General features: G+C 55.2%; 19 protein-coding genes. 8 read left to right on the forward strand and 11 right to left on the reverse strand.

Annotation, left to right across the window (positions count from 1 at the left end; genetic code table 11):
- Positions 1–8: 8 nt before the first annotated feature.
- Both ASN_RS20260 and ASN_RS12435 read right to left on the reverse strand, forming a co-directional pair.
- Positions 9–608, reverse strand: a complete 600-nt coding sequence (locus tag ASN_RS20260; protein WP_231948203.1) for a hypothetical protein — start codon at positions 606–608, stop codon at positions 9–11.
- Between the two features lie 12 nt (positions 609–620).
- Positions 621–1,181 (reverse strand): Fur family transcriptional regulator, encoded by a 561-nt coding sequence (locus ASN_RS12435; protein ID WP_058988359.1) that lies wholly within the window; start codon positions 1,179–1,181, stop codon positions 621–623.
- 346 nt (positions 1,182–1,527) lie between these two features.
- On the opposite strand from ASN_RS12435, the gene ASN_RS12440 reads away from it, so the two are divergent.
- From ASN_RS12440 to ASN_RS12450, 3 genes are read left to right on the forward strand one after another with little or no spacing between them, the layout of a single operon-like run.
- Entirely contained in the window at positions 1,528–2,391 is an 864-nt protein-coding gene (locus ASN_RS12440) for a metal ABC transporter solute-binding protein, Zn/Mn family (protein ID WP_231948204.1), read from the forward strand.
- The gene (locus tag ASN_RS12445; RefSeq protein WP_058988361.1) at positions 2,388–3,200 is read left to right on the forward strand and encodes a metal ABC transporter ATP-binding protein; all 813 of its coding nucleotides are present in this window, start codon (positions 2,388–2,390) and stop codon (positions 3,198–3,200) included. Before ASN_RS12440 ends, ASN_RS12445 begins: the two co-directional genes overlap by 4 nt.
- Positions 3,193–4,041 carry a metal ABC transporter permease gene (locus tag ASN_RS12450; RefSeq protein ID WP_006559208.1) on the forward strand — a complete coding sequence of 283 codons (849 nt, stop codon included), beginning with the start codon at positions 3,193–3,195 and terminating at the stop codon, positions 4,039–4,041. The genes ASN_RS12445 and ASN_RS12450 overlap by 8 nt, the downstream gene beginning before the upstream one ends.
- 191 nt (positions 4,042–4,232) lie before the next feature.
- On the opposite strand, the gene ASN_RS20440 is transcribed toward ASN_RS12450, so the two are convergent.
- Together ASN_RS20440 and ASN_RS12455 are read right to left on the reverse strand one after the other, a co-directional pair.
- Entirely contained in the window at positions 4,233–4,364 is a 132-nt protein-coding gene (locus ASN_RS20440) for a hypothetical protein (protein WP_254909380.1), read from the reverse strand.
- Between the two features lie 90 nt (positions 4,365–4,454).
- Positions 4,455–4,949 carry a flavin reductase gene (locus ASN_RS12455; protein ID WP_039904848.1) on the reverse strand — a complete coding sequence of 165 codons (495 nt, stop codon included), beginning with the start codon at positions 4,947–4,949 and terminating at the stop codon, positions 4,455–4,457.
- 60 nt (positions 4,950–5,009) lie between these two features.
- Between ASN_RS12455 and ASN_RS12460 the strand changes: the two genes are divergently transcribed.
- Positions 5,010–6,029, forward strand: coding sequence for an enoyl-CoA hydratase/isomerase family protein (locus ASN_RS12460; RefSeq protein WP_058988362.1), 1,020 nt, complete (start codon positions 5,010–5,012; stop codon positions 6,027–6,029).
- Positions 6,030–6,215: 186 nt separating this feature from the next.
- On the opposite strand, the gene ASN_RS12465 is transcribed toward ASN_RS12460, so the two are convergent.
- Entirely contained in the window at positions 6,216–6,668 is a 453-nt protein-coding gene (locus tag ASN_RS12465; protein ID WP_058988363.1) for a hypothetical protein, read from the reverse strand.
- A gap of 146 nt (positions 6,669–6,814) precedes the next feature.
- Here ASN_RS12465 and ASN_RS12470 point away from each other — a divergent pair, with 146 nt between their 5' ends.
- Positions 6,815–7,867: a glycosyltransferase family 61 protein gene (locus tag ASN_RS12470; RefSeq protein WP_058988364.1), complete on the forward strand. Its 1,053-nt coding sequence runs from the start codon at positions 6,815–6,817 to the stop codon at positions 7,865–7,867.
- An 11-nt stretch (positions 7,868–7,878) separates the two neighbouring features.
- On the opposite strand, the gene ASN_RS12475 is transcribed toward ASN_RS12470, so the two are convergent.
- Positions 7,879–10,107, reverse strand: a complete 2,229-nt coding sequence (locus ASN_RS12475) for an FUSC family protein (protein WP_058988365.1) — start codon at positions 10,105–10,107, stop codon at positions 7,879–7,881.
- Between the two features lie 13 nt (positions 10,108–10,120).
- Entirely contained in the window at positions 10,121–10,612 is a 492-nt protein-coding gene (locus ASN_RS12480; RefSeq protein WP_197603286.1) for a MarR family winged helix-turn-helix transcriptional regulator, read from the reverse strand.
- 295 nt (positions 10,613–10,907) lie between these two features.
- On the opposite strand from ASN_RS12480, the gene ASN_RS12485 reads away from it, so the two are divergent.
- Both ASN_RS12485 and ASN_RS12490 read left to right on the forward strand, forming a co-directional pair.
- Positions 10,908–11,987, forward strand: a complete 1,080-nt coding sequence (locus tag ASN_RS12485) for an IS5 family transposase (protein WP_058988266.1) — start codon at positions 10,908–10,910, stop codon at positions 11,985–11,987.
- Positions 11,988–12,205: 218 nt separating this feature from the next.
- Positions 12,206–13,105, forward strand: coding sequence for an SDR family oxidoreductase (locus ASN_RS12490; RefSeq protein WP_231948205.1), 900 nt, complete (start codon positions 12,206–12,208; stop codon positions 13,103–13,105).
- A gap of 330 nt (positions 13,106–13,435) precedes the next feature.
- Here ASN_RS12490 and ASN_RS12495 read toward each other — a convergent pair whose 3' ends face one another.
- From ASN_RS12495 to ASN_RS12505, 3 genes are all read right to left on the reverse strand, one after another.
- A complete protein-coding gene (locus tag ASN_RS12495; protein ID WP_058988367.1) occupies positions 13,436–16,060 on the reverse strand; it encodes a TonB-dependent receptor plug domain-containing protein in 2,625 nt (874 codons plus the stop codon).
- Between the two features lie 456 nt (positions 16,061–16,516).
- A complete protein-coding gene (locus ASN_RS12500; RefSeq protein ID WP_058988368.1) occupies positions 16,517–17,836 on the reverse strand; it encodes an alpha/beta hydrolase family protein in 1,320 nt (439 codons plus the stop codon).
- 120 nt (positions 17,837–17,956) lie between these two features.
- On the reverse strand, positions 17,957–20,506 hold the full coding sequence (locus ASN_RS12505) for a TonB-dependent receptor (RefSeq protein WP_157765181.1): 2,550 nt from the start codon (positions 20,504–20,506) through the stop codon (positions 17,957–17,959).
- 519 nt (positions 20,507–21,025) lie between these two features.
- Here ASN_RS12505 and ASN_RS12510 point away from each other — a divergent pair.
- Positions 21,026–21,412: a VOC family protein gene (locus ASN_RS12510; RefSeq protein WP_058988370.1), complete on the forward strand. Its 387-nt coding sequence runs from the start codon at positions 21,026–21,028 to the stop codon at positions 21,410–21,412.
- A 28-nt stretch (positions 21,413–21,440) separates the two neighbouring features.
- On the opposite strand, the gene ASN_RS12515 is transcribed toward ASN_RS12510, so the two are convergent.
- The gene (locus ASN_RS12515) at positions 21,441–21,875 is read right to left on the reverse strand and encodes a CrcB family protein (RefSeq protein ID WP_035377936.1); all 435 of its coding nucleotides are present in this window, start codon (positions 21,873–21,875) and stop codon (positions 21,441–21,443) included.
- Between the last annotated feature and the right edge of the window lie 42 nt (positions 21,876–21,917).

Below are 21,917 nucleotides of genomic sequence, written 5' to 3' on the forward strand. Positions count from 1 at the left end.
TGCAGATTTTACCTGTTCTGTTCGTGTGTGGCGCCGCTTAGCAGATAGCACTCTGCTGAAAATTCGGCGCTATGATCAGGGTCTGGCTCCAGCATGTCTGCCACCATTGTACGGCGTAAGCGCAGAACGCAGGGGAAAGCAGCAGGCCCCGCCGGGTCTTCTGCCATTTTCTCCAGCCACGCACAAACGCCATTGCGTTCTGTCAGCAAAAGTGGGGCTTTTCTGGTCAGGTGGAGACCTGAATGCAGAAGATGGTGGGTCTCTTCACGGTCAGTCACGAAATAAAGCCAGCTATCCGGTGCTGTGTGGGGTGTGAAACTCTGTGGCGGGGTATAAGAGAGCCGTAATTCCTCCGCCGTAAAATGCGTGCGTGGTGGCACTGGCGGCGGCGGGAAGGGATAGGAAAACAGGTCAGTCTGCGGGCTGGCAGGGGGAGCGGGGGTATCCTGCGCCGAAACCTTTGTCTGTTGCGTGCTATTTTTACGGTGGGATCGTGGTTCAGTAGATGAGGACGCAGGTTTCTGTTCAGGAAGGTCAACAGGCAATTTGAACTGGCGCTGCCGGGAGGGAGAGCGGCGTGGTGCGCCGGAAGGTGTCCGTTTTGGCAAGTAACGCCGTTACTAATGCTGGTGAGCAGGCGTTTTGCGGTGTGCGGCACAGTGCGCGCAAAGGCCTTCAATTTCTATGGACGAGCTTTGAATGACAAATCCCTGCTCCCGGCAGGTTGTGCGAACGGCATCCAGAATACTGGGGTTGGTGATTTCAATCACACTTTTGCAGGACCGGCAGATCAGGAACTGGGCTGTGTGCAGGCAGATGCTGTCCTGATCATGGTCATGATTGCAGCCTGCTGCGTGGTCATCGTGCAGAAGGTGCGTGCAGGGCACAAAAGCTGACAGTCGTTCAATGCGGTGAATAAGCCCGTGTTCGAGCAGAAAATCCAGCGCCCGATAGACTGTAGGCGGAGCGGGTCTGCGGTCAGGCGTTTTTATCTGTTCCAGTAGATCATAAGCCCCTACGGGGGCATTCACGCTCAGGATCAGCCCCAGAATTTCCCGGCGCTGCTGTGTCAGGCGTGCGCCCTGCCGTGTGCACAGGGCATCAGCCCTGTCCAGCAGAGCCTGCGTAGCGGGGGAGAGTGTTTCAGGAAAAACAAGGGCAGACTGAGTGGCAGATTTCATGATTACGATCCGTTCTGCCCGTATCTTAGCCATGCAGCACAGGGAAGGCAAAGCGTACGGAAGAGAAGGTTTCGGGTGGGAAAAGGTATGTTATATTATCACATAAGCTGATAAGAACTGCTCACCACGACATATCTGCGGGCAATGTAAAGAATTGTGGTGAACGGGGATGTGGCGTGTCTGAACCTGCAAGGCAAGGGCTTTCGGGGCGGATCAGATGTTCGGCAGGCGCGAAAAGAGAGCCTTGTCAGCTTCGCGGTAGGCCGATTTTTGGTGCCTTTGCTGGAGCCGGAGCGTCTTTCGCGCGGCGGAATTTGGGGTGTGAGTCTGTTTTATGCGTTTTGCCGTGTCAGTTTTCTCCTGCCTTATTGCCGCATGCGCCTGTATGGGGGCTGTTCGGGCTGCTGAGGCCCCGATTGTTGTTGCAGCGGAAAATACATGGGGGGATCTTGCTGCGCAGGTGGCCGAGCCCGACATGCATGTTCATTCCATCCTCGCATCTCCGGCCTTGGACCCCCACCTTTATGAGCCCGGGCCGGCAGAAGGGCGTCTGGTGCATGACGCCACCCTTATTGTGGCCAATGGGGCCGGGTATGATGCATGGATAGATCGGCTGGCGCAGGCGCGTGGGGGAAAACAGGTCCCCATAGTGCGGGCTGATGGATGGAGCGGCTGGCACGAGGGAGATAACGTTCATCTCTGGTATAATCTGGCAGCCGTGGCGTCTTTCGTGGGGCGGTTTGTTGTGGTGTGTCAGCAGGTTGATCCAGCCCACGCGCAGGCTTACGAGGCGCGGGGGAAAACGCTTCTTGCCGCAGTGGATCAGGTGCGTCAGCAGGTTGTCGAAGTGCGGTCCAAAACAGTCGGGCAGCCGGTGGCCGCAACGGAACCGGTGTTCACGCCCTTGGCAGACAGCCTTGGTCTCCATATGACGCAGCAGGCTTTTCAGCAGGCCATCATGAATGACGTTGAACCTCCAGCTTCTGCCGTTGCGGCGTTTGAGCGGGACATCAGCCAGCATCATGTCCGGTTGGTGGCTTATAATGCACAGGCTGACAGGCCCTCCGTCCAGCGCCTGATTGCGCAGGCGCGGCAGGAGAAAATACCGGTCTTGCCCGTGCTGGAGATCATGCCACCAGATCAACATTGGCAGACATGGGTTCAGCACACGGTGACGCAGGTAGCGCAGGCGTTTGGGCAAGAACCGTGAGTGTCCCGGCTCTTGATCTTTCCCATGTCACGCTGGCGCGTGGTGGGCGGATTGTTCTGAATGATGTGAGCTTCAGCGTGCCGAAAGGCAGCTTTGTGGGGGTTCTGGGGGCCAATGGCGCGGGCAAGACAACCTTGTTCCGGGGGCTTTTGGGGTTGGAGCCTGCGCGGCAGGGCGTGTTGTGTGTAAATGGCGCGCCGGTAAAGCGCGGCAACAGCACAGTTGGGTACATGCCTCAGATGCGCAAGCTGATAGGAGGGCAGTTAAGCGGCTGGAGCATGGTTGCGGCTGCCCGGCGCGGGCAACATTGGGGCTTGCCCTGGTGTGGCAGAAAGGGGCGAGAGGCCGTGCAGGCGGCGCTGGAAGCGGTGGATGCGCTTGATCTGGCCCGCAAACCTGTTGCTGTCCTTTCAGGTGGGCAGAGGCAAAGGCTGCTGCTGGCGCAAACCCTTCTTGATGATCCCTCCCTGCTGTTGCTGGATGAGCCGCTGGCCAGTCTGGACCCGGCCCGCATGCGGGAGACAGCGGTCAGAATCCATACGCTCTCGCGGTCCCGTAACATGACGGTTCTGATGTCTGCTCATGATATCAACCCGTTGCTGGGGCTGATGGACCATGTGCTGTATCTGGCTCGTGGCAAGGCGCTGCTGGGCAAGGTTGAAGACGTTCTGACCACCGAGGCGCTGACGGCGCTTTACGGTGCGCCGGTAGATGTGGTGCGGGCAGGGGGCCGTGTCTTTGTCGTGGCTGAGGGCGGCGGTGCCATTCTGCAACCTCACGACTGTCTGGGAGGACACGCGCATGCTTGAGTATGATTTCATGCGCACGGCCTTTCTGGCTGCTTTTCTGGTGGCCGTGGTCTGCGGCCCGGTGGGCTGGTTTCTGGTTCTGCGTGGTCAGACATTTGCCAGCCATGCTCTCTCGCATGTTGGGTTTGCAGGGGCTACGGGAGCACTGCTGTTAGGCTTCTCGCCGCTTACCGGCCTGAGTGCGGGGGCGTTGGGTGCAGGTGTTCTAATGGGCTTGGCCGGTGACAGGGTGGCAGGGCGTGATGTCATGATCGGGCTTGTGCTGTCGGTCGCCATGGGTGCGGGGGCATTGTTCCTGCATTTTCTGACCCATTCTGCCAGCGCAGCCACGGCCCTGCTGTTTGGGGACATTCTGGGCATAAGTTCTTCCATGCTCGGCTGGCTGGCCGCGTTGAGTGGCGGATGCCTGCTGGCGCTGGGAATCATGGCGCGCCCGCTTCTGTTCGCCTCCCTGCAACCAGAACTGGCTGAAGCCAAAGGGGTGCATATCGCTGTGCTGGATGTGCTGTTTCTGGCGCTTGTTGCTATTGCGACGGCAGAGTGCGCCCAGATTACCGGAGTGCTGCTGGTTTTCACGCTTATGGTTGCGCCAGCCGCAACCATTCTCCGCCTGGGATTGCCCCCTCTGGTGGGCCTTTTGGGTGCAGCCGGGTTGGCAGTGATGGAAGCGTGGGGTGGGTTGATGCTGTCCTGGCAGACGGATTACCCCACCTCTTTCTGGATCTCTGTGCTGGGTGGGGCAGGGTTTCTGCTGGCGGCCCCCGTAGCATCCTGGGTGAGCCGGAGGGTTGAGGCAAAGCGCCTCAGCAACGCCTCATCGCTTGATCTGAACGAGGTCTGACAGTCTGGTTTTGCGGTAGAGTTCTGCGTGGTCAGTCAGCAGTTTGAGGCTGCCAGAAAGTGTCTGGCGCTTGAAAAAAATGCAATTTGAAAACCTGATGGCAAAAGGGAGCCATAACCGGCCCCCGATACCTGAGGCCGGGCGCTGAAAACGTCTCGCCCAACAGGCCTAGCAGGATTGTGATCAGTCTCTTACTGCGGCAGGGACCAGTCCAGCCAACCCCAGAACAGCAGGAAGATGGCAAGCCCCACATGGATGAGGATCAACGCCTTAAGGGTAATAACCGGAACGTCTGACAAATCTTTTTTAGGCGGCGGGGCCATGGAAAACACTCCTGCCTGTTTGCTGGTGAAGGGTATTTAAGAGGCCAGCAAAAGGGTAAATCAATAAAAAACGGAGGCTGCTGTCTGGTATCAGGAAGCAGTGTGGGGCAGAGAGTGATAGGCGCGGTTGAAATACACTAGGCCGCCCACATGCTGGTTGATGCGCAGGGCCTCAACAATCCCGAACATGACGCTATGGGTGCCTACTTCCACAATCTGACTGATGCGGCAGTCAAACGTAGCAACTGCTTCTTCCAGAACCGGAGCACCAGTTGCCAGTGTGGTCCAATGCCCTACGGCAAAGCGGTCTTCCATTGTGGTGGGGCCGGAAAAATGGCTGGATAACGCCTGCTGGGCAGCAGAGAGCACATTGACGCACAACGGTCCGCCTTCCGTAAAGGCCGGGCGTGCCCGGCTTTCCCGTTTCAGGCAAACCAACAGTGTGGGAGGCGTATCCGTGACAGAACACACGGCTGATGCTGTAAAACCAACCGGGTGTGCCTGCGTTCCTGTGGTCACAATGTTCACAGCCGCTCCAAGTTTGGCCATGGCATCGCGGAAGGCGCTGGTCTCCAGAGCCAACATCTGCTCTCCTTCAAACATGTTCAGACTGAGTGTTTTGTGCATGAATAAAGAAGGAAAGCAATGACTGAAGACGTTCTTTCAGGCACCCCCACTGTCAAAACACGGCGTGCAGGCCATATGGGCCGTATTATCCTTGATCGTCCCAACCGATTGAATGCGGTAGATCTGGAGATGGCAGAGGGCATTGCCCGCGTGCTGGAGGCCTGGCTGGACGATGCATCTGTTCAGCATGTAGTGCTGGAAGGGTCTGCTCCCCGTGCGTTTTGTGCGGGCGGAGATCTGAAAAAAATCTGTGAACTGATCCAGATGGAAGGGGCGGATGAAGCCTTCCGGCAGATGAACCGTGTTTACCAGGTCATGCAACAGATTGCGGCCTACCCCAAACCAACCATTTCCTTCATGGACGGAATTGCCATGGGCGGCGGCATTGGCCTGGGCGGGCATACGCGCTACCGGATTGTAACCGACCGTTCTGTTGTGGCCATGCCTGAAACCGGCATAGGTCTGACCCCGGATGCCGGAGGGTCCTGGATTCTCAGCCGCGCGCCCGGCTTTTCCGGTTTGAGGCTGGCCGTTACGGGCAACCGCATGAATGGCGTGGGGGCGGTCATGATCGGTTTTGCTGATCGGCTTGTGCCTGCCGATAGTCTGCCTGATTTGCTGGGTCTGCTTGAAACACGGTCTGCGGCAGAGGTGTTCGCCCTTGTTCCCCCATTGCCTCAGTTAGCCAATGTTCAGGAGATGGACGCCTGTTACGATGCGCCAGATTTGGCCCATGCAGTGCGCAATCTGGCGGAAAGTGGGACGGAAGAAGCGCGGCAGGATCTGCTGGCGCTCTCATGCGCCTGCCCGTTCTCCGTACAACTGGCGTGGGAAGCGTGGCATCGGGCGCGGAACCTCTCCTCCCTGACCGAAGCCTTTCAGCAGGAAGTGACCTTGGTCAACCACCTTATCCGCCGAGCAGATTTTGTAGAAGGCGTGCGTGCGCGCCTGATAGACCGGGATAATCAGCCACGTTGGACCCCGGGCACTCTGGCAGAAGTCAATCTGGATGAGGTTCAGGCCTGTTTTCGGAACTGAGGACGGACGTTCCTGTTTTTCGTTGGCCGCGTTTTGAAGTGCCCGCAGCAGGGAGCAGGGAGCAGGGAGCAGGTGGCAGGAAGTTCCGGGGCAAAAGAGGCGGTTATGCCAGCTTGCTGTTGGCATATTGGCCCGGACAGCCGACCTTCCTCCTTTCCTGCGCCAGTGGGGTGCCTTAAAAAAGGATCACCTGTTTCGGCTGGCAGCACTGGTTGAAAAAAGGGATTGCCACCGAGCGTATGCAGGCTGCGTCTCTGGTGAAGGGCTGCGCCATTCCGTTTTGCCGTGGGCCTGATAATGAGCCTGGCCAGAAGGCCAGTCTCCCAGTTGCACGGCGATGGCGACATCCGGATTCTGTTGCAAATACCAGCCTTCAGAAAAAGCAGGCTGGTGTCCTTCACGTTCTTCCTGATAACCGCGCTGGAGAAAGTGCTGGCGGCCGGAGCTGAAATCTCCTCTTGCCACTGCGGCGGCAACATCCGGGTTTGCTGTCAGATAACTCGCCTCGTCAAAAGGGGCATGCGCCACATATTCTTGCAGCAGGAACAGCAGCAGAGTGTGAGGAACTGAGACATTTTCCTCTTCCGCAGCAAAAATATCGTAACCCAGAGCACGGGAAAGTAGAGCGTAAGGGATCATCTCCGTCATAAAACTCGTTAATAAACTCTTAATTGAGTCTCTACAAAATATTTAACTACGTCAATCTCGATGCCTGCGATGAGGGGTGTTGGGAAGTGGGCCGCCCTGTCTTACTGTGGGGGAAAGAATGAGGCAGGAAACACGGCGTGTTAGAATATAGGGATCTGCAAAGTGTGCACCGGCATGAGGTGGCAACCGTTACCTCTCCCAGTTTTGTTCAGCCGGTTCCGCGTGTGCAGAATCTTCATCTGGTGCCAAAACCGGTGCTGGAAGCCATGCGTGCAGGCTGGCTGACAGGGACGCATCCGGAACGGTCTGTAACCCTGACCAAACTGTTTGATGTGTACGTGACCGAGGAAGGTCTTGTTTTTACGCATGACAGGAAGCTGATCACCCAGACCATAACCCAACATAGTCCGGACGAATGTGAGCGGGCTTTTGAGCGTGTTCGATGCGCGCAAGATGTTCCTGAAGTCACCGCGTCAAGTTTACTGTTGCGGAAACGGGGGGACCATAATTATGGGCACTGGCTGGTGGAACTGCTGCCCAGATTATGGTTGGCGGAACAGTTCATGACGCCGGAGCTTCTGGTTGTCCCGCACGCAGACCACGCCATGACCCATGTGATACGGGATTCCATTGTGCTGTCATCCGCCCGGCCGCATCAGTTTTTGGCGTTGGATAATCAGGCCGTGTGTTTTTTCAAGGAACTGAGCATTGTTGAGGGACTGACTGATCACGGTGTTTACATGTCGCCACTGGCTTTTGCCAAAACGGACATAATGCGTGAGGCTGTTCCACAGATTGCACCGCAACGTCTGTATGTGGCGCGGCCCGGTAGCCCGCGATGTGTCGTGCAGGAGGAAAACCTTCTTGCTTTGCTGCACCGTCACGGTTTTCGGGTGGTCGATCCGGCAGGTCTAACGTTTCTGGAGCAGATTCAGCTTTTCAAAAATGCGGAATGTGTTGTGGGGGTGATGGGGGCTGGCATGACCAATATCCTGTTCTGCCCGCCGGGTGCCAAGGTGATAACGCTGGCTCCCGCCACCATGCCGGATACGTTTTTTGCCTTTATCGCCGGGCTGCGTGGTCTGGAGTATCATGAACTGCGAGGGCAGATGATGGATGCGGAGACAACCCGGTGGGATGCACCTTTCTCCATCATGGCCGCCCAACTTGCCGCTCTTCTTGAAGGGTAATTGCGGACCCTTTACCCGAACACCGGATTATGGTGCGGCACTACCGCTGTTACGCCAGCATTGGCACCGGGAATGTCACGGGAAAGCTGCAAGGGGCCATACCGATGGAAGAAGCCCGGAACGGATGTGATGATATAGGCTGCCTGCTCCAGACAGGATACAACACGCTCTCGCGCCAGACAGGCCGCTTCCGGGTGCGGAATGGCGCTGATGTGGTGTGCCGTTTTCAGAAGTTCTGCGGCAGTCTGCTCTGGTGCGTGGTGAAGGGTTTTGAAAGATTTCAGGGCATCAAGCAGAGCATCATGCGCTGAGGGAGCCAGAACAGTATGCCCGGCGTTCCAACGCAGACGCACAATCAGCCGCCCAAGGGAAATTGCAGCGAATGCGGCGTCCGTATAGCCCTTGCGGTCAACGCTTTCATCAAGAAAAGAAAGCCGCATCATAAGACGGGCAATTTTCTGTAATTGCAGGCTTTCCCACACCACCCACAGAATGGGCCGGTTTTGCGGTGCGGCGGCAAGCTGCTGCACACTGCGTGTGAGAGAGGAGACAAGCCGCGCGGCATCTAGCCTGTGGTCAGCCGGAAGAATGACCCGGAACACCAGAACCAGCAACACACAGGCTGCGGCCATAGTCATCCAGTTATTGGTCAGTGTCATGTCATCATAGACAATGGGATTGGTGACAGACAGCATCATGGTGAAGAAAACGGCATAGCCGAATGCCCCGATGCTGTAGCGGGGGTGGAATTGCAGCCATACGCCCGGCAGCAGGAAGAGGCAGACTGTCATCCACAACAGGGGGTAGCCATCTATTCTTGGCAGGCCCACAACATGGCAGAGGAAACTGGCCGGGATGGCAAGCGCGGTGCCCACGGCCATCAGTGGGCTGGTTTTTGCGGCTGAAGGCGTGGTGGAAAGCAGGCTTGATGCCGCCACAACGTACAGCATCAGCATTGGTCCCGCACTCCAGTGGAGAACATACCACAACATGCCAGCCAGCAGGGCAATGAACATGCCGCGTGCGCCGTTACGCATTGCCATGGGCCATTCCAGATAGGTTGCCATTTTGACAGATCTGCGGCCGGGGCGGCGGGTTGTAATGTCATGCAACGCCATGTCCAGATGCACCAGCACATCGCGCGTGTTGTCGAGCGAGGCCAGAACAGTGGGGGTGGGGTTCTGGCGTTCCAGAAGATCCAGTTTTTCCAACGTGGCGTGAATGCAGTCTGAAACAGGTTTGGGGTTGTCCTGCCATCCGGGCTGTTCTGTCAGATCCAGAATAGTCTTCAGGGTTTCAGCAACTTCCTGATGCACCTGGCATGAGGCCCCATTGGCCAGAGACAGATTGAGCCAGTAGGGATGGTAGGTTACAATCAGGCCTGTCAGGCGGCTCAGGCCGATGCGAAGACGTCTGACACGTGCCTGCATGTCCCGATCATCCGCAGCAGCATATTCAATGGCGGGGCCAAGGCCCGTCATGCGGGCCAGCAGGCGACCCCGGCTGTCATACAAAGGTTGGGGTAGGCCCCGAAAGGCGGGGGTGGAAGATGTATTTTCCAACCCCGGCATCTGATCTTCCATAGCTTCCGCCGCCTGAGCCGGAGAAGACCGATTGCTTTCTGCCGAATGGAAAGAGAGCGCATGGCGTACCGTTTCTCGGAAGACATCACCCAGTGTAACCAGAACCTGAGAAGGTTTACGGGGTGATGTCACCATGAACACAAAGGCTGTGACCACAACCCCGGTGGTTACGGCAGAGAGACGCCCCATGGCTGCCAGAAAAATGGAGTCCGGATTGGCAAAGGCAGGGGAGGACACAATAACAATGGTATAGCCGGTCAGAACAGCCGCGTAGGCCCGGAACAGCCGCAGGAATGTGGCCACCATACAGGCCAGCCCCACAAAAAAGGCGAGTGCTGCATAATATAGCACCGGAGACTGCACGAATGCCGCCATGACACCCACGCTGATGCTTGCCCCAATAATCGTACCAATGACACGCCACATGCTTTTGGAAACCATGGCCCCAACAGTGGGGTTAGCGACAATCAGAACGGTTGTGGCGGCGCTCATGGGGGATTGAAGCTGAAAGGTGAATGCCAGAAACAGGGCAATCCCGATCGCCAGAAAAACACGTGCTGTATAGGCAGCGGTGGCCAGCGTTGCGCGCCAGCGCTCATCATTCGTAAAAATGGCGGGAAAGCAAGGGCGCAGCAGTGCGGAAAGTGTGTCTGTCATGGTGCGACGGTTTTCATGCAAGGTCAGGTAATGCGGAACAGGTGTCCAGAATCTGGTCAAGCTGGCGGATAAGGCTGCGGATATCCGCTTTGGGGAGGCCTTGAGTGATGGTTTGTTCTACCTGTGCTGAAACCTCATGGAACAGCACGCATTTTTTCTGGCCTTTTGCGGTCAGGGTAAGCCGTTTTGCCCGCCGGTCTTCCTGATCGGTGTGGCGGGAAACCAACCCCTCTTTTTCCAGAAGGTCCAGCACCCGCACCAAAGCAGAACAATCTGTATCCATGGCGCTTGCCAGATCTCGCTGGGTTGCGCCATCGGGCATCATCATCAGATACGCCATGGGGCGCATGAGTGCCACAGTCATGCCGTGTGGGCGCAGGGCGCGTTCCAGCCTTGTGCGCCATATTGCCGCCAGCCGCATGACACGAAATGTCAGCGCCATGTCCTGAAAACGCGTTTCATCAATGGCGGAAAGGCCACGCAGGGCTTCCATGGGGTGCTCCATTGTTAGCATCAATATATTTGACATGAAAAATATATTGAAACGAATATATCAGAACTGCCGGAGCGGTCAACAGGCTGGCATCTTCCTCTCGTCAGGCTATGGGGGAACTACCCGATCCGGTTCTCTGCGGGTTTGGTTGGGTGCATTTACTGAAACTGCTCTTTCAATAGAAAAGGCCCTTACGCAGAATGCATAAGGGCCTGTGATGCCTATTATCTGGAGGGTTCGAAAAACCCTCTGGTATTGAGGTCTGCTCTGTGATTCCATTTTCCTTGCGTTGATTGGAGTATGGATCATGAAGCAGGCGGGATTTTTTGACGTTGAAGAGCGGCTTGCCCGGCTGAGCGGGCTTGGTGATCAGCTCGAAGCATTTTCCCGGACTGTGGATTTTGAAGTCTTCCGCCCTGACCTGGAGAAGGTTCTGGCGTATTCTGACGGAAGCAAAGGCGGACGACCGCCATTTGATCCGGTGCTGATGTTCAAAATTCTGGTGATCCAGACGCTCAACAATTTGTCTGATGAGCGGACGGAATATCTGATCAACGATCGCCTCTCCTTTATGCGTTTCCTTGGGCTGGGACTTTCAGATCGGGTGCCGGATGCCAAAACGGTCTGGCTGTTTCGCGAGCGTCTGACCCAGGCGGGTGCGATCGATGGGCTGTTCAACCGCTTTGATGCGACCCTGCGCAACGCCGGGTATTTGCCGATGTCCGGCCAGATCCTGGATGCCACACTGGTAGCGGCTCCAAAGCAGCGGAACACCAACGCAGAGAAAGCCGATCTTCGGGAAGGACGTATTCCTGAAGACTGGCAGGACAAGCCGTCAAAGCTGTCGCACAAGGATCGTCATGCGCGCTGGACGCTAAAGTTCACCAAAGCGAAGCTGCAGGATGATGGAACCATGCCATCCAGTGATCTCGCCATCCCGTTCTTTGGCTATAAATCGCATGTTTCCATCGATCGGAAATACCGGTTCATCCGGAAATGGAAAACAACGCATGCCGCCGCCAGTGATGGCGCGAGATTGAGAGAGGGGCTGCTGGATAAAACCAATACGGCCTCAAGTGTCTGGGCTGACACGGCCTATCGCTCAAAAGCCAACGAAGACTTCATGGAAAAGCAGGGATTTGTTTCCAAGGTTCATCGCAAAAAGCCGCATCTCAAGCCTATGCCCCGGCATATCCAGAAATCAAATGCTGGAAAGTCGGTCATCCGCTCGCGTGTCGAGCATGTCTTTGCCGATCAGAAGTCACAGACGGGGCTGTTTGTCCGGACTGTCGGTATCAGTCGAGCCACCATGAGGATCGGCCTGGCCAATATCGTCTACAACATGCGCCGCTTCCTCTTCCTGCAGCGGATCAGCACCACAGCGTAGCTATCAAGCGGATAACAGCGCCCAATCTGCTCAAAACGCAGACCGGATGCCATCGCAAAAACCGTCAATCAAATCGCCAAAAGCCAGAAATCACGGGCCACGCACATCAATTGACGGTTCTTCGATCCCTCCAGGTTGCCGGCATTGCAGCCGCTGCCGGGGCATCATCCTTGCCATTTTCCACTTCTGCCGCGCCATCCCAGAAAACAGGAGCTTCCATGCCCAATGCCTCCAATACCCCGCTGGAAGACCCGCGCTCCCTGTATCCACATGCACCGTTCAAGGCACAACCACAGGAATGGCCCGGCCTTGCATCCAAAATGACGCCACTGCCAGACCACGGGGAAAAGAGCTATAAAGGCAGCGGACGCCTTGCCGGACGCAAAGCGCTGATTACAGGCGGAGATTCCGGTCTAGGCCGCGCCGCAGCCATTGCTTACGCACGCGAAGGTGCGGATGTCGCCATCAACTATCTGCCGCAAGAAGAAGCGGACGCCAAAGAAGTGGCAGAACTGGTGCGCAAGGAAGGGCGCAAATTCGTCGCACTGCCCGGGGATCTGCGTGACGAAAAATTCTGTCAGGATCTGGTAAAGCGGGCCGCTGAAGAGCTTGGTGGGCTGGATATCTTCGTCAATTGTGCCGGACGCCAACAAACACATGACAGCATTCTGGATGTGACAACCGAAGCGTTCGACTGGACACTCAAAACCAATCTTTACGCGCTGTTCTGCCTCAGCAAAGCGGCCATTCCCCTCATGAAGCCGGGCTCAACCATGATCTTCACTTCCTCCACCAATGCGTACGAGCCCTCAGTTAATATTCTGGACTATTCAATTACAAAGGCAGGCATCTCCAATTTTGCCAAAGGGCTCGCCAAGCAACTGGTTGAAAAAGGTATCCGGGTGAACGCCATAGCACCCGGTCCATTCTGGACGGCCCTTCAGGTCAGTGGTGGCCAGACCATGGAAAATGTCGAGAAATTTGGTGAAACTGTTCCCATGAAGCGCCCGGGCCAGCCAGTAGAACTCGCCCCGGTCTATGTGATGCTGGCATCCAGTGAGAGCAGCTACCTCACTGGCCAGGTTGTGGGTGCAAATGGCGGTGTGGGCCTCCCCTAACCCCAGAAATTGCCCCTTACGTGGATGAAGCAGCTTTAAAAGCCTGCAAACGCAATCCAGCCGTTTCCTCCACGGGAAGGAAACGGCTTTTATCCTGTTATCCTTGCGCCAAGATCTCAAACCTGTCTTGCCGGTTTCAATGACCCCACGCCATCCCCTCTTTACGGGCTGTGCAAAGGGTCACAAAAAAAGGCCATCTCCGTTAACAGAGATGGCCTTTCTTTTATCCTGCACGATAAACGGGTTTTCAAAAAATGGTCTTCAAAGTGTTTCCTGACACCATCCTCTGAAAAGAAGCGGCTTTTATCAGCCGCTTCAAGTAAGAACCCTTTAGAACGTCGCGTTCACGCGTCCGTAGTAATAACCACCTGTCATTGGCACCTGAGAGGATGACTGATCATAGATGTAGGCACCAAGGTAGTTCACACTTTGCGGCACGCGCCGGGGGCGGATATTGAACAGGTTGTTGCCACCTACTGCCACATGCCAGTTCTTGTTGACCCGATACCCAATTTCCAGATCTGTCAGCCAGCGGGGCGAATTTTTGAACTGGTAGAAATCGGTCACACTATATTGCAGCGCCTTTGGCCCCCAATCCTGATACTGGAGCATGTTTGTGGTTTCACCGTAACGGGTCTGGCGAATATTCACATCCCAGTTTCCGACCGTGTAGAAGGCATTCAGAATGATCTTGCTGCGCGGATAAGCTGTGGTGATGTAACCGATATTCTGGGCGTTCAGCAGTTCCTCCCCATTGGTGCCCAGACCGTTATGATGCAGGCGTGTGCGGTTGAGGTCCAACGCCATGGTTGTTGTCAGGGTGCCATATTTCCCCATGCGGAACGTGTAGTCCGCGTTGATATCCAACCCCTGCGTACGGGTGCTGGCACCGTTTGACAGATAATAGGCCTGAATATTGTCCAGTGACGCATCATTCGCCGGGGGCGTAAAGCCCATGGACTGAATGGCCGAGACAGCAGACAGGCCGCTCACTGTTCCACCCTGCACAATGCGGTCACGAATATTGATCTGATAAACATCCACTTCCACATGGAAGCCACGAACTGGCTCAACCACAATCCCGCCAGATACGTTGGTTGAACGTTCCGGCTTCAGCCCAGGTGCGCCAAGGCTACGCGCCGCTGCAGAATCAGCCGCCAGCAAACCGGAAGCCCCGTTGGGGGAAACGTTCATGGCGCTGTAGTGCTCTTCAGCCAGCGTGGGGGCGCGGAAACCGGTGCTGATTGTACCACGCACGGCAATGCGTTTGGTAATGTCATACCGTGTAGAAACCTTGCCGTTTTCCGTATTGCCTACGTCTGTGTAGTGTTCAAACCGCCCTGCAAAATCCAGTTCCCAGTTCTTGAGAAGATGGAAATCACCATCCACGTAAGCAGCCCAGATGTTACGATACCACTTGCCCGCGTTCTGCGGGGCCAGACCTGCAAAACCCTGCGTGCCCCCCAGCGCATAGGAATAGGGATTGCCAGCCCAGATCTGGTAGGATTCCATTCGGTGCTCACCACCAAACGCCAGCACCATGGGGACTGTATCGGCAATCTTGAAATTGCGCCGCAGGTCAAGGTTGTTTGTCCACTGCGCCATATTGAAGCTTTCAGCCCGGACATCCGTTGGGCTGGACCCACACCCTACGGGAGAATAACTTGCGCCAGCATTCGGGTCGGTCGAACAGGTGGACTGTAGAACCCCGGTATTAACGGTGTTCTTGTTCCCAACCTTGTTGTAATCCGCGCCATAAGTGGAAGAAACATCCCACTGGAACCCGAAAAGATGATCGCCCTTGGCCCCGACGGTTGCCGCGTAATCATTTTCTTCCGCGGTTTCAATCGGCGTGAAGCCCCACGGCCAGTAGGAAAGCGCAACCCCGCCCCCAACGTCTGGCACGCGATAGTTCTGATACGTTTCAGCATGACGGTGCGCGTAAGTGATGCTGCCATAGAACATCACGTTTTCATTCAGCGGCTTACCCCAGTCCAGACCAAAGCTTTCCCGCGTTTCTTCCGCTGTGCTCAGCACTTTGTTGGATGTTGCAGGAATATGCGCCCCGGTGCTGACATAAGAGGCCACATCGTGATCCGCTGGTTGTTCCCCTACCAGACGATGATCGCGCACATTCTTGGGCACCATATGATCCGTATGGTACATCTGGCCGGAAAGATGCAGGTAGCCATCATTCCCCAGTTTCATGCCGCCATCGGCATTGAACTGATACTGCCAGCCATCCCCGTTATAAGCATTGGCCCCTGTCTGGGCAGAAACATTCAGGCCATGATCCTGCTTTTTGGTAATAATGTTGATCACCCCGGCAATGGCGTCAGAGCCATACATGGCTGCGGCCCCATCTTCCAGCACTTCAATATGATCAATCATATTGGCCGGGATCATGTTGAGATCAACGCCGGTCGTCCCAAAGTTCGGACCAGAGGTAGCCGTAAACGTTGTTGTTGTATGCCGACGTTTTCCATCCACCAGAACCAGCACCTGGTTGGAGCTCAGGCCACGCATATGAATGGAAGAAACAAGGGCTGCGGCATCTGTCCCCATGGTTTCCACGTTGACGGACGCATAAGTGCGGGTCAACGCATCTGCCAGGTTCATCTGCCCGGACCGACGCAATACTGCACTGCTCACCACCTTAACCGGGCTCATGCTCTGCCGTGCATGACGATTTTCCGAGTGTGTGCCAGTAACAATCACATTTTCACCAGAATCTGACACCCGGTGGCTTGGGCGTGGCAAAGATCTGGCAGGCACCGCTGCACGGGTGGCGGTTGCCGCCCCGGCTGTATGGGGAATATCCTGCGTTGTCGCCTTTTTATGAGCAGATTTATGCTGCGTTCCCTGCGGGGTTGTCGCAGCATACGCGTCTGGCACCATACCAAGCATGGGAACTGCCAGAATAGTTGCAGAAAATAGTGTTTTCCGGGATGTCATGTGCCGCCAATCCCTGCTGCGTTTGGGTATTCGTTACCCTCTTATGGGATATGAGATGCGCATCTTTTGCAATTCTAAAATTACGGTCCCGTATCAGTTCGGTCAAATTGTTGTCTTTTTACAACATAATCCGGGTCAGAAAAGAGACACATAGACTGAGGACACTCTCTATCTCTGCCGGTCGTTCCCAAAGGGGAGCAGGCTGTCAGACTGTATGCTCCGCCTTATTTGCCAAGGAATTCCTTAACAAGAGAGCCTATTGTTTTCCGGGAAAACCAGGGGGCCGCTCGAACAAAGCATATGCCCTCATCTGACACGGATGAGGGCATATGATGGAACGCAGCCACTTTAATTTGTCGCGTCGTGGAACGAATCCCATTTCGCACAGACACTGAACACAGTGGCCAGCATCGGTCATAACGTGAGCCTCTTTTAAGAGGCTCAGACCTGTCTCATTTAGAACCCGCCGCAGTTCTGCTCGAAGGGTTTGCCCGCAAAGCGATCTTTGATCCAGGCGATCTGATCCTGCGTCGAATTGATCATGGTCGGATCATGATCCAGGCCGGGATAAAGGTGGAAGAACAGCTTGATGCCGTTCTTGCAGGCTTTCTGAGCCGTTTTTTTCACGCCACCAGGAGGTACGGAAACATCTCCCCCCCCGGTCAGCACCATAAGCGGGCCTTTTACCGGCTTGTCCCCCATGATGTCTTCTTTAAGCATGGCCTGAACCGCAGGCACCTTGGTCCAGTTCGGCTTCATGATCTGAGCACTGGTTTTGCCCAAATAGGCCGCATAACCGGTAAACCAGCAGCCCTTGGTGGCAATCAGCGGATAATGCTCATAACCGTCCTTGGTCAGAATGCTGTGCACATCAAAATCTGGATAACGGGCCTTCAGCCCATACGCCACCATAGGGAAATAGAACGGGGCACCAACTTCTTCCGGTGTGGGGGCAATAAAATCCAGCATATCCACGGTGCCGGACACGGAAACAGTGCCCAGATAATCCGGGTTTTTCATCTGCTGTTCCATTTCGCCCACACTCCAGGACGCCATACCGCCCTGTGAATGCCCATCGGCCACCCACTGCTTGCTCAGCACGCCCGGCAGCGCGGCGTGAGCAGCGGCCACGGAATAAATGACATCATACCCCTGAGCCAGCTTGTTCATATACTGATGCGCACCCGGCGTGCCTTGCCCATGATAGTCCGTCGCCACAACAGCCAGCCCCGCTTTGGGGAATTCAAACAACCCTTCATCCCCGTAATAGAGATCTTTCATCAGAGAAGGCGCGCAAGGTTGCGCTACGCCGCTGGTGCCGTGGGCCCACGCCACCACAGGCCATCCGCCAGCAGGCGCGGGCCCCGCAGGCAACAGCACAAAACCGGATGTCACAACATCATGCCGTTCCGCATCCAGAGAGTGGTACAGAATACGCCATGCCGTCATCCCTGCCGGGATGGCATAATCCGTGACCTTTTCCGCCCGGATCAGCCCGCCGGGCCATGTGGGGGCATCAGCCGATGGAGCCTCTGTATAGAAAGGCGTAATGGGAAGCGCCTGTGCTGCCTCCAGCTTCAAGCCCTCGGGGATGGTTTTGGGGAGGTCAGCCTGAGCAAAGGCAGCCTGCGGCACACCAAATGCCAGAGCAGCCACACCCGCCCCGGCCAGAAGCACCTTACGCACAGCGCCATTTTTGGATACAGCCGCCTTTTTCAGACACTGCGCCAGAAGGTTACGTTTTTCAGAAAGAATTTCGGGGTGAGTGAGGGACATAACCTACGCCATTTCTGTTTCGAGAACGCTATAAAACCATGACTGACCGCAAAAATCAGCCAGGGCTTGCATTTAATTAAACAGGAAGCGGATTTTCCCTCCGCTTCCTGCCCTCGCCGATCAGCGGTTATACGTCAACAAGACGCCAGCATAACGCGGCCGCATGGTGGAGTTCAGTTGCAACAGAGACCCCTGTACCTCGTTTGAACTTGTGACCATGGGGTGCAGATTTGGCAGATTATTCACATAGAAAGACAGGTTCATATTGTTATTGAACCGGGCACCCACACGCAGGGTCAGGTAATGCTGGGCCTGTGTCAGGTAATAGCCCGAATTGTACATCAGTGTTTCTGAATCCCGAATGGGTGTGGTGCCACTGGGGCGGCTGATATACTGGTAATCCGTCCGCACATACAATTGTCCATGACCAATGGAGATGATGTTCTTGGGAATATTGTACTGAACCCCAAGGCTATAGGTCCACCCCGGTGTACCCAGTGTATCGCCTTTACGGGCAAGCAGGCCGTTCTGGTTGGTGCCCACATACGCATTTTTGGTATAATGCGCATCTGTATAGCCAAGCGTGGTATCGATCGAGAGACCATCAAACGGATACAATGTGGCCTGAAGATCAAACCCTTTGCTAACTGCTTCGCCCAGATTGGTCGTGTACTGCACACCGCATCCCGGCAGATAGGCATTCTGCTGAATGTTGGACCAGTTGATGTAATACAGGCTTCCTGAAATTTGCAGACGATTATGGAAAAACTGGTTCTTTGACCCAACTTCCCAGCTTTTTACCGTGTCTGATTTGTATTTGCTGGGAGCCGAGGTCATGCCAAAATTATTCAGATCATTCTGGCACAAAAGCTGTGGCACGGGCGCGTTGGCACCGCCCACGCGCCACCCTTTGCCCCAGCCCGCATACACCATGGAATGGCGGTCAATCTGGTAACTCAAGGTAAATTTGGGGGTCACCGGGTTTTCGGTAATCTGGCCACTGGCTGTTGTGCGGTCACCATTATGGCTGCCATCTGCAAAGTTGTGGAAGTGATAATTGGCATTGGCATACCGCACACCTGCATCAAACTTCAGTCCTTTGATAATTTCGACCGTGGCGTTGGCAAAAACAGCAACCTGCTCATCCGTGGCGCGTGTCTGGTTGATGTAGGCGTTCTGCCCCGCATTAGGCCAGCCGCCCCAGAAATCGGAAGCAGACATATCAAACAACGCCTGTGTCAAAGCGTTTGCGTTGGGTTCCTGCAATTGCTCGGAACTCATCTGCTTGTCGTTCTGATAGTATACACCGGCCACCCACATCAGGCGGTTAGCCACCGGATTGCGGGACTGCACACGAAATTCCTCGGTGAAATTACGCTGCTGGTTCAACACGCGTGAGGGACCATAATAATATGGCGTGTTGGGGTTGATCCCTTGCTGGGTCAGCAAGGGGTAGTACGGGCTGCTGCCATCCAGAAATTCATTATAATAGGAAAGCTGATAAAGCGTGCCGTTATAGCCCGTAATATTGTTACGGTGCAGATAGGCCGTGTTCGAAATCAGCGAGACATTCCCGATATCATATTTGATATTCAAAGACGGCAGATAAAAACGGTCCGTATTCTGCTGGTATTCGGGCGAATTGGTGCGGTATTCACTTTTGCCAGGATTGGAAAGACCCGCAAAATAGGTATCACTATCCCCCACCAGACGCTGTTGATACATGATGGACGGCGTAATGCTCAGATTTTCAATCGGTTTGACCAGAACAGAACCACGAAACACGTTTACATCATCATTATTGGTGTTTTTGTCTGTCTTTTTTCCGGTTCGGTAATCAAGGTGGTCGATATAACCGCCCTGCCCCTGCCGTTCCGCACTGACACGAAACGCCAGCTTGTCCTTGATGATCGGCCCGCCAAGCGCCACGCCCAGATCATATGTTGGCGCGCCATACTGTGATGCTGAGACATCCGCACGGGCATAGGATGTATATTTATGCAAGTTCGGTGCGGGCGTGATGTAACGTACAGCTCCGCCTTCCGCACCGGCCCCAAACAGGGTGCCCTGCGGGCCGCGCAACACTTCCACCCGTTCCATATCAAACAGTTGCGGCACCGTGTTTTCCGCACTGAAACCCAGATTACGGATCTGGATGGGTGTGTCATCCAGATAAATTCCGGTGGTGGCTGACCCTGCACTGGATGCCAGACCACGCACAACCGGCGTTTTGGAAGTGGGGTCAAATGTCAGGCCCGGCGTAAAGCGGAGCACATCCTGAATGGTTTTGGCGCCCTTCATATCCAGATACGCCTGATTATACGCGGCAACACTGACCGGCACACGCATGATGGAAGTTGCGCGACGGGTGGACGTTACCGTCACCGCTTCCATGGCCCCTGCTGCGGCTTCCGCCTTGGGCTTCTTATGTGGCTGAGAAACCTGCCGTGTGGAGGCTTCCTGTTTCCCCGGTACCTGAGCAGCATGCAGTTTGCCTGATGAACGTTTTTCCACGCTCTCCCCTGCTGCAAAAGCCGCACCTGCGTAGCCCGACACACAGGCCCAAACAGAAAAAGCCCCGACCAACGCAGTAGAATACGAACGGACAGAACACAAAGAACGTTTACGGCACACAAGGGGCGTATAAAGGGAAACAGGTCTTTTGCTCACGTGTGTCTCTTATCATTTAAGGGCAAGGGGAAAGCGGCGTTCACAACATCAGGCCGAAGGGGCAGAGCACTTAATTTTATATCCGGTCTCTGTCCAGACATCTGTTGGCGCATAAGGCCCTGTTTCCTGACGGGAACAACACCAGTATTACAAACAAGATAAAACCGAGTTCAAAAATATGATGCCTATAACATCAGAAAAAAATTCCATGACCGTTCCAGAAAGATGGATGATACTTATCCGCAACAGTGTTGCATTTTTTTACGCTAGTGCTGGAAGAAGAAAAAAGACGTTAGCTGGTCATGATCCTGCATCGTTTTAACACCCCATCTGACAGGCCCTTCTATCGCTAGAAAAATACCGGGCCGTCCCGCAATGTCTTTCTGGTGTTTTCTCAGAACTTTAACAAATCCACCCTGCCAATAAGAGCAACCGTTCATAACCGGCCTGCATTTGACGTCTTTAAACAGAGGGGTAAGGTGGCGTCTTCCTGAACGTTACACGGAATGACGATTTTTCATGTTCAGTCACATCATGTTGGGCAGCAACGACATTGCCCGCTCCAAAAAATTCTACGATGCAACGCTGGGTGTTCTGGGCTGTGAGCCCGCAACCCCTAACGCCAAAGGCCGCCTGACCTATACGCATGACGGCGAACGCCTGGTGATCACCATGCCGCTGGATGGCCAACCCGCCACGGCAGCCAATGGCGGCACAATCGGCTTTGCCATGACCCGCGCAGAGCAGGTTGAAGCCTGGCATAAGGCTGGTGTGGAAAATGGCGGAAAAGCCATCGAAAATCCGCCTGGAGTGCGCCACACGGCAATGGGAGACCTGTATCTGGCCTATCTGCGGGACCCAGACGGCAACAAACTGTGCGCCATGTATAAAATGCCGAGCGCCTGAGGCGCATCCTGATAGAGAGGACGTTTTCTTACACTTCTTCTTCAATATCCGCCTGAGCAACCATAATAGCATGGTGGTTCAGGCGGGATGCCAGAACATGCCCCACAGACGCGGCCCCTACGCACAAGAAAACTGACAGCCCTATAGTCAGCAGGGCCCGCCCCCAGGCCCCGATACGCAGCAGATCAAGCGTTTGCAGGCTGAAGGACGAAAAGGTGGTGTAGCCACCGCACAGGCCGATCATGACAAACAGCCGCATGTTTTCAGAAACAGGATAACGCCCGCCGGCCAGTGTCAACGTTCCAAAAAATGCGATGATGAAAGACCCCACCATATTCACGGCGAGTATGGTACCCCATGGCATCATCCGGCTATATGGGCCAGTCAGCACGGACACAACATACCGCGCCAGTGTGCCCAGCGCACCGCCCAGCATAACAATAAGACAGGTATAAAAAGACATCACACCCGACCCTCTTTCTTGCGGCGGGCCATGTCTTTCCCG

The organism is Acetobacter senegalensis (genome assembly GCF_001499615.1).
Taxonomy (GTDB): Bacteria; Pseudomonadota; Alphaproteobacteria; order Acetobacterales; family Acetobacteraceae; genus Acetobacter; species Acetobacter senegalensis.

Excerpts from the sequence above, each read along its gene's own strand:
- ASN_RS12485 (WP_058988266.1), top strand. The coding sequence starts at position 10,908 with ATGAAGCAGGCGGGATTTTTTGACGTTGAAGAGCGGCTTGCCCGGCTG.
- ASN_RS12495 (WP_058988367.1), bottom strand. The coding sequence starts at position 16,060 with ATGACATCCCGGAAAACACTATTTTCTGCAACTATTCTGGCAGTTCCC.
- ASN_RS12455 (WP_039904848.1), bottom strand. The coding sequence starts at position 4,949 with ATGTTGGCTCTGGAGACCAGCGCCTTCCGCGATGCCATGGCCAAACTT.
- ASN_RS12490 (WP_231948205.1), top strand. The coding sequence starts at position 12,206 with ATGCCCAATGCCTCCAATACCCCGCTGGAAGACCCGCGCTCCCTGTAT.
- ASN_RS12500 (WP_058988368.1), bottom strand. The coding sequence starts at position 17,836 with ATGTCCCTCACTCACCCCGAAATTCTTTCTGAAAAACGTAACCTTCTG.
- ASN_RS12510 (WP_058988370.1), top strand. The coding sequence starts at position 21,026 with ATGTTCAGTCACATCATGTTGGGCAGCAACGACATTGCCCGCTCCAAA.
- ASN_RS12480 (WP_197603286.1), bottom strand. The coding sequence starts at position 10,612 with ATGGAGCACCCCATGGAAGCCCTGCGTGGCCTTTCCGCCATTGATGAA.
- ASN_RS12435 (WP_058988359.1), bottom strand. The coding sequence starts at position 1,181 with ATGAAATCTGCCACTCAGTCTGCCCTTGTTTTTCCTGAAACACTCTCC.
- ASN_RS12460 (WP_058988362.1), top strand. The coding sequence starts at position 5,010 with ATGACTGAAGACGTTCTTTCAGGCACCCCCACTGTCAAAACACGGCGT.
- ASN_RS12465 (WP_058988363.1), bottom strand. The coding sequence starts at position 6,668 with ATGATCCCTTACGCTCTACTTTCCCGTGCTCTGGGTTACGATATTTTT.
- ASN_RS12515 (WP_035377936.1), bottom strand. The coding sequence starts at position 21,875 with ATGTCTTTTTATACCTGTCTTATTGTTATGCTGGGCGGTGCGCTGGGC.
- ASN_RS20440 (WP_254909380.1), bottom strand. The coding sequence starts at position 4,364 with ATGGCCCCGCCGCCTAAAAAAGATTTGTCAGACGTTCCGGTTATTACC.
- ASN_RS12450 (WP_006559208.1), top strand. The coding sequence starts at position 3,193 with ATGCTTGAGTATGATTTCATGCGCACGGCCTTTCTGGCTGCTTTTCTG.
- ASN_RS12475 (WP_058988365.1), bottom strand. The coding sequence starts at position 10,107 with ATGACAGACACACTTTCCGCACTGCTGCGCCCTTGCTTTCCCGCCATT.